We start from the raw sequence: 6825 nt of genomic DNA, 5'->3' as shown, positions 1-6825 counted from the left end.
CGGCCCAGAGGCCGCCATCGGGGGCAAGTCGAATCGTCGCACCGCCCCTCCCACACTTTAAGCGGCGTTTACTTCAGTGGTTGTAGGCGCGCTCGTTGTGCTCGGCCAGGTCCAGGCCCATCTCTTCCACCGACTCATGGGCCCGCAAGCCGACCAGGGCATTGACCACTTTGAGAATGATCCAACTGACCACAAAGCAATACACCGTGGTCAACAACACCCCCTTGAGCTGGGCAACCACCTGCCCTCCCATGGTCACACCTTCCACCAGGCCACCCATGGACGGTACACAGAACACGCCAGTCAACACCGCGCCGATCATGCCGCCGATGCCATGCAGGCCGAACACATCGAGACTGTCGTCGTAGCCGAAGCGGCGCTTCAACACCGTCACGCTCAAGTAGCAGAACACCCCGCACAGCAGACCGATGGCCAACGCCCCTCCCACCCCCACATAAGCGCACGCCGGGGTAATCCCCACCAAGCCCGCCAACGCACCGCTGGCCAGGCCGAGGGCACTGGGTTTGCCGACCTTGAACCACTCGGTGAACATCCAGCCGAGAATCCCGGCGCACGCGCCCAGTTGGGTATTGAGCATGACGATGCCCGAGGTGCCGCTGAGGCCACCGCCGGAGCCGATATTGAAGCCGAACCAGCCGACCCAGAGCATCGCCGCGCCGGCCATGGTCAGGCTCAGGTTATGCGCAGGCATCGGCGTGTTCTGGTAGCCCTTGCGCTTGCCGAGGATCAGGCACGCGGCGAGTGCCGCCACACCGGCATTGATGTGCACGGCGGTGCCGCCGGCAAAATCGAGCACGCCCCAGTTATGCATCAAGGCCCCCGAACCGCCCCAGACCATATGCGCCACCGGGGCATAGACCAGGGTGAACCAGATGGCCATGAACAGCAGCGCCGCCGAGAATTTCATGCGTTCGGCAAAGGCCCCCGCGATCAGGGCCGGGGTGATGATGGCGAAGGTCATCTGGAAGGTCACGAAGACCCCTTCCGGAATATCCCCCACCAGGCTCTCCGGGGTCATGCCGGCCAGGAAGGCACGGCTCAGGCCGCCGACAAAACTGTTGAAGGTCACCTGCCCTTCGACCATGCCGGTGGTGTCGACCACCATGCTGTAGCCGTAGATCACCCACAGCACGCCCACCAACCCGGCGATGCCAAAGCATTGGGTGAACAGCGAAAGCATGTTTTTCGCGCGGACCAGGCCGCCATAGAACAACGCGAGCCCCGGCAAGCACATGAACAGCACCAGCACGGCGGCGGTGACCATCCAGGCGGTACTGCCGGTGTTCAAGGTGGGGGCATCAGCAGCGTACGCCAAGGGTGCAAAGGCACCGGCCGCGAATAAACCGAAGAGGGATTTGCCGAGAAGACGATTGACCATGTTCAAAGCTCCTGCAACAGAAGTGTGTAGGAGCGAGCTTGCTCGCGAAAAACGTCCAGGCAACGCGTTCATCCAGGGTGCCAGCGTTATCGTTGACGATCTTCGCGAGCAAGCTCGCTCCCACAGGGGGGGTAATTCAGTAACTCGAACCCGGCACCCAGCTGGTCCCGGCCAGCGGCACGCGGGCCATGGCGGCCGATTCCACGGTCAGCGCCACCAGGTCCTCGGGGTCGAGGTTGTGCAAGTGCGACTTGCCGCACGCACGCGCCATGGTCTGCGCCTCCAGCACCATCACCCGCAGGTAGTTGGCTAACCGCCGCCCACCTTCCACCGGGTCGAGGCGCTTGGACAGCTCCGGGTCCTGGGTGGTGATGCCGGCCGGGTCGCGGCCGTTCTGCCAGTCGTCGTAGAAGCCGGCGGCCGAGCCGATCTTTTTCAGTTCCGCGTCCAGCCTCGGGTGGTTATCGCCCAGGGCAATCAGCGCCGCCGTACCAATGGCGACCGCATCCGCGCCCATCGCCATGGCCTTGGCCACGTCGGCACCGTTGCGAATCCCGCCCGACACGATCAACTGGACCTTGCGATGCATGCCCATCTCTTGCAAAGCCTGTACCGCTTGCGGGATGGCCGACAAAATCGGGATGCCCACATGCTCGATAAACACTTCCTGGGTCGCGGCGGTGCCGCCTTGCATGCCGTCGAGCACGATCACATCGGCACCGGCCTTGACCGCCAGCTTCACGTCGTAATACGGCCGGCTCGCGCCGATCTTCACGTAGATCGGTTTTTCCCAATCGGTGATTTCGCGCAGCTCGGCAATCTTGATCGCCAGGTCATCCGGCCCGGTCCAGTCCGGGTGGCGGCAGGCGCTGCGCTGGTCCACACCGATGGGCAAGGTGCGCATGCCGGCCACGCGTTCGGTGACCTTCATGCCCAGCAACATGCCGCCACCGCCGGGCTTGGCGCCCTGGCCGAGGACGATCTCGATGGCGTCGGCCTTGCGCAAATCATCCGGGTTCATGCCGTAGCGCGACGGCAAATATTGATAGACCAAATGCTGCGACTGGCCACGCTCTTCCGGGGTCATGCCACCGTCACCGGTGGTGGTGCTGGTGCCCGCGATGGTCGCGCCACGGCCCAGGGCTTCCTTGGCATTGGCCGACAGCGCGCCGAAACTCATGCCCGCGATGGTCACCGGGATCTTCAGGTGGATCGGCTTCTTGGCGAAGCGGTTGCCGAGGATCACGTCGGTGCCACACTTCTCGCGATAGCCTTCCAGCGGGTAGCGCGACACGCTGGCGCCAAGCAGCAGCAAGTCATCGAAGTGCGGCAGCTTGCGCTTGGTGCCGCCGCCGCGAATGTCGTAGATGCCGGTTTCGGCGGCGCGCTGGATTTCCTGGATGGTCAGGCGGTCGAAGGTGGCCGACTCGCGCAGGACCGGAGGGGTTTGTTCAGTCATGGTGGAGCTCCTGATCAGTACGCGGAGGCGTTATCGACTTTGAAGTTGTAGAGTTGACGGGCCGAGCCGTAGCGCTTGAAATCCGCCGCCTGGTGGGCGAAACCCGCGCGGTCGAGCAGCTCTTGCAGCTCCTTGAGGTGCTCGCTGCGCATCTCTTTTTCGACGCAGTCCGAGCCCAGGGACTCCACCGTGCCTTTGACGTAGATGTGGGTTTCGTACAGCGAATCGCCCAGCGCATCGCCGGCATCGCCACACACCACCAGACGCCCGGCCTGGCCCATGAAGCAGCTCATGTGGCCGATGCTGCCGCCGACGACGATGTCGATACCCTTCATGGAAATCCCGCAACGCGCGCCCGCGTCGCCCTCGATCACCAGCAAACCGCCATGGGCCGTGGCCCCGGCCGCCTGAGAGGCGCTGCCCTTGACCCGTACCGAGCCGGACATCATGTTCTCGGCGCAGCCCACGCCGACATTGCCGTGCACGGTGATCGAAGCCTGCTGGTTCATGCCCGCGCAGTAGTAGCCGGCGTGGCCCTCGATATCGATGGACACGGCTTGGTTCACGCCCACCGCGAGGTTGTGCTTGCCGTTGGAATGGATCACGCGCCATTCGTTGTCGATGGCCTGGGCGTGCAGCGCCTGGTTGAGGTCACGCACGGTGGCGGTGGAAAGATCGATGGTTTTCATGTGTGCGCTCCTTAAGCCGACTGGCGTTCCCAGATGTACAACGTGGCCGGTGCCGGCTCCCAGATCCGCGCGTTCTCGATGCCTGGCAGGCTAGACAGCGCCTGGTACTCGGAGGCCATGGCGACGTAGTCGTCGGTCTCGGCGAGGATCGCCGGCTTGCACGCAATCGGGTCGCGGATCACCGCAAAACCGTTGCGCGTGCCGATGGCGAAGGTGAAGAAGCCGTCGAGGTCTTCCAGGGAATGGTCCAGCGCCTCTTTGAGCGAATCGCCCTGTTGCAGGCGCCAGGTCAGGTAGCCGGCGGCGACTTCGGTGTCGTTGTCGGTTTCAAAATGGATACCTTCGCGCTTGAGTTCCTGGCGCAGGCGGAAGTGGTTGGACAGCGAGCCGTTGTGCACCAGGCACAGGTCGGCGCCGGTGGAAAACGGGTGGCTGCCTTCCATGGTCACCGCACTTTCGGTGGCCATGCGCGTGTGGCCGATGATGTGGCTGCCCTGCATGCTCGCCAGGCCGAAGCGCTGGGAAATCTCCTCGGGCAGGCCCATGCCCTTGAGGATCTCGATGCTCTGCCCGGCGCTCATGATGCGTACGCTCGGCGCCAGTTCGGCCAGGGCCTGGCGCACCGGGGCTTCGTCGGCGTGGATCTTCAACACGGCGGCGCTGGCGTTCTGGAACCAGTCCAGGGAACAGCCGAGGCGCCCTTCCAGCTCGCCCATCAAGCCTTTCCAATCGAAGGCTTCGGTGGTGGCTTGCAGGGTCAGCTTGACCCAGCCATCGGCGACTTCATCGCCGTAGATGGCAAAACCGGCGCTGTCCGGGCCACGGTCGGTCATGGCTTGCAGCATGGGTTCAAACAGCTGGCCGAGCTGGGGTTCCAGCCGCGGATTCTTCAGGTACAGGCCTACGATTCCACACATAACAAGTCTCCGTCACACGGTGTCAGAAAAATTCGGTATAGCGCTGGATTTCCCAGTCGCTCACATGGCGGCTGTACTCCACCCACTCCATGCGCTTGAGCTTGATGAACTCGCCCACGATCTGCGGGCCAAGCACTTCGGCGAACAGCGCGTCGGCTTCCAGCGCGTCACAGGCTTCCTTGAGGGATTGCGGCAGGGTCTTGATGCCGCGTTCAGCGATCTGCTCAAGGCTCAGGCTGTAGAGGTTTTCGTTGCAGACGTGGTCGATTTCCAACTGGCGATCGATACCGTCCAGGCCCGCGGCGATGATCGCGGCGCTGACCAGGTAAGGGTTGCAACCGGCATCCGGCAGGCGGAACTCCAGGCGGCCATACGGCACGCGCACCATGGCCGAGCGGTTGTTGGCGCCAAAGGCAATAAAGGCCGGGGCCCAGGTGGCGCCGGACAACGAGTTGCCGACCACCAGGCGCTTGTACGAGTTGACCGTGGGCGCGGCGAACGCACACAGCGCCGGGCCATGGGCGAGCAAACCGGCGGCGAAGTGATAGGCGAGCTTCGACAGGCCCATGCCGCTCGGATCGCTGGCGTCATGGAACAGGTTTTTGTTCTCGGCGCTGCTGATCGACAGGTGAAAATGCATGCCGTTGCCGGCGCGTTTCGGGTCGGGCTTGGGCATGAACGAACAGATCATGCCCAGGTCATTGGCGATCTCGCCGGCGGCCATGCGGAAGAAGGTGAAACGGTCGGCCGAGGTCAGGGCGTCGCTGTAGGTGTAGTTGATCTCGAACTGGCCGTTGGCGTCTTCGTGGTCGATTTGATAGACCTCGAAATCCACCGCCTGCAAGGCTTCGGTCAGGCGCTCGAGGAACACCCGCGAACGGGACAGGCCCTTGTAGTCGTAGCAAGGCTTGTCGAGGTTGTCGCTGGGGTCCACCAGTTGCAACTTGCCCTGCTCGTCGCGGCGCATCAGGTTGAATTCGGGTTCCAGGCCGGTGTTCAGCGTCCAACCCTTGTCCTGCAGGCGCTGCACCTGCTGTTGCAACACGTAGCGGCTGTCGTAGGGATGGGGCTGGCCGTCGACATGACCGACGCACACCACGCGCCCATAACCTGGCTGCCAGGGCACCGGGGTCAATGTGGAGAGATCGCCGCGCGCCATGAAGTCCGGGCCATGAGGCTCCATGCCCATGCCGCTGATGGCAAACCCGGCGAACCCCGCGCCCTCTTCGGCCACGGTCTTGAGCCCACAGATCGGCACCGACTTGGTCTTGGCTGCCCCGTGTATATCCACAAACTGCGCAAGCACGTACTTGATCCCGTGCTTGTCGATGATGCGCTGGGTTTCTGCTGGCAACATTGCGTGTCACTCCTCGCGAAAGGCAAAACCGTGTGGGTGGGCCTAGGCTGTCTTTTTATTCCTAAAAAGAAAGTTAGTTTCCCAACAGGAATGCAATACCCTTGCCAGATTCGCGAGCGGCGGATTGATGTGCCGGTGAAAGCGCTTTTGTGCTGTATATATGGGAAAATTCTTTTCCCCGCAGGAATACGTACAGCGGGGTGGCCTTCAAGCGCCAGACCTTGCACTTTCCCAGTGCGAAAATAATATTACTGAACGGAAACCGTGCAGGAGCCGATGATCATGTCCACCGAAACCGCCCCGCGCCTCAAGCTCGAGCAATACCTGGGGCTGCAGATCAAACGCCAGCGCCAGGCCCAGGACCTGAAGCTGTCCGACGTGGCGAAGATTGCCGATATCAGCCAGGGCATGTTGAGCAAGATTGAGAACGCCCAGGTGTCCACCAGCCTCGATACCTTGAGCCGCCTGTGCGATGTGCTCGGGCTGCCGTTATCGAAGTTGTTCAGCGAATACGACCAGCAGGATGGCAGCGCCTTGCTGGTCAAGGCTGACCAGGGCATGGAAGTGGTGCGCCGGGGGACCGAGAAGGGGCATACCTATCACCTGCTCAACCATACGCGCGGGCCGAAGAAGAGTTTCGAGGCGTACATGGTGAGCATGGATGACGCCAGTGAGGAGTTTCCGACCTTTGCTCATCCGGGGACGGAGTTTTTGCATTTGCTGGAGGGGGAGTTGATTTATCGGCATGGCAATCAGCTGTATCGGATGGAGGCTGGGGACAGCTTGACGTTTGAGGGGGAAATTCCTCATGGGCCGGAGGAGTTGGTGCGGGTGCCGATTCGGTTGTTGTCGATTATGAATTATGGGGGGGATAAGGAGTGATCGTGGGCATATCCGTTATTTTGGGGGTGGGGGTTTCGTGTACATATCCGTTTCTGCGGTAACGGCCACTGGCGGTTCCGCCCTTACGGCGGGTCACTTTGGAAAAGAGCCCCAAAGTAACC

General features: G+C 62.4%; 6 protein-coding genes. 1 reads left to right on the top strand and 5 read right to left on the bottom strand.

Features of this window, described 5'->3' with window-relative positions; genetic code table 11:
* Positions 1-73: 73 nt before the first annotated feature.
* From ACODSV_RS35630 to glnT, 5 genes are all read right to left on the bottom strand, one after another.
* Positions 74-1399 (bottom strand): ammonium transporter, encoded by a 1326-nt coding sequence (locus ACODSV_RS35630; RefSeq protein WP_041160897.1) that lies wholly within the window; start codon positions 1397-1399, stop codon positions 74-76.
* 136 nt (positions 1400-1535) lie between these two features.
* Positions 1536-2858, bottom strand: a complete 1323-nt coding sequence (locus ACODSV_RS35625) for an FMN-binding glutamate synthase family protein (RefSeq protein WP_024074680.1) — start codon at positions 2856-2858, stop codon at positions 1536-1538.
* A gap of 14 nt (positions 2859-2872) precedes the next feature.
* Entirely contained in the window at positions 2873-3547 is a 675-nt protein-coding gene (locus ACODSV_RS35620) for a GltB/FmdC/FwdC-like GXGXG domain-containing protein (protein ID WP_024074679.1), read from the bottom strand.
* An 11-nt stretch (positions 3548-3558) separates the two neighbouring features.
* On the bottom strand, positions 3559-4464 hold the full coding sequence (locus ACODSV_RS35615) for a class II glutamine amidotransferase (RefSeq protein ID WP_069075686.1): 906 nt from the start codon (positions 4462-4464) through the stop codon (positions 3559-3561).
* Positions 4465-4486: 22 nt separating this feature from the next.
* Positions 4487-5821, bottom strand: coding sequence for a type III glutamate--ammonia ligase (gene glnT / locus ACODSV_RS35610; protein ID WP_024074677.1), 1335 nt, complete (start codon positions 5819-5821; stop codon positions 4487-4489).
* A 282-nt stretch (positions 5822-6103) separates the two neighbouring features.
* On the opposite strand from glnT, the gene ACODSV_RS35605 reads away from it, so the two are divergent.
* Positions 6104-6703: a helix-turn-helix domain-containing protein gene (locus ACODSV_RS35605; RefSeq protein WP_041161149.1), complete on the top strand. Its 600-nt coding sequence runs from the start codon at positions 6104-6106 to the stop codon at positions 6701-6703.
* The last annotated feature ends 122 nt before the right edge of the window (positions 6704-6825 follow it).

The sequence above is a fragment of the Pseudomonas sp. FG86 genome, from assembly GCF_057808775.1.
The sequence above is the reverse complement of the archived record's forward strand: the minus strand, read 5'-3'. Positions and strand labels throughout refer to the sequence as shown.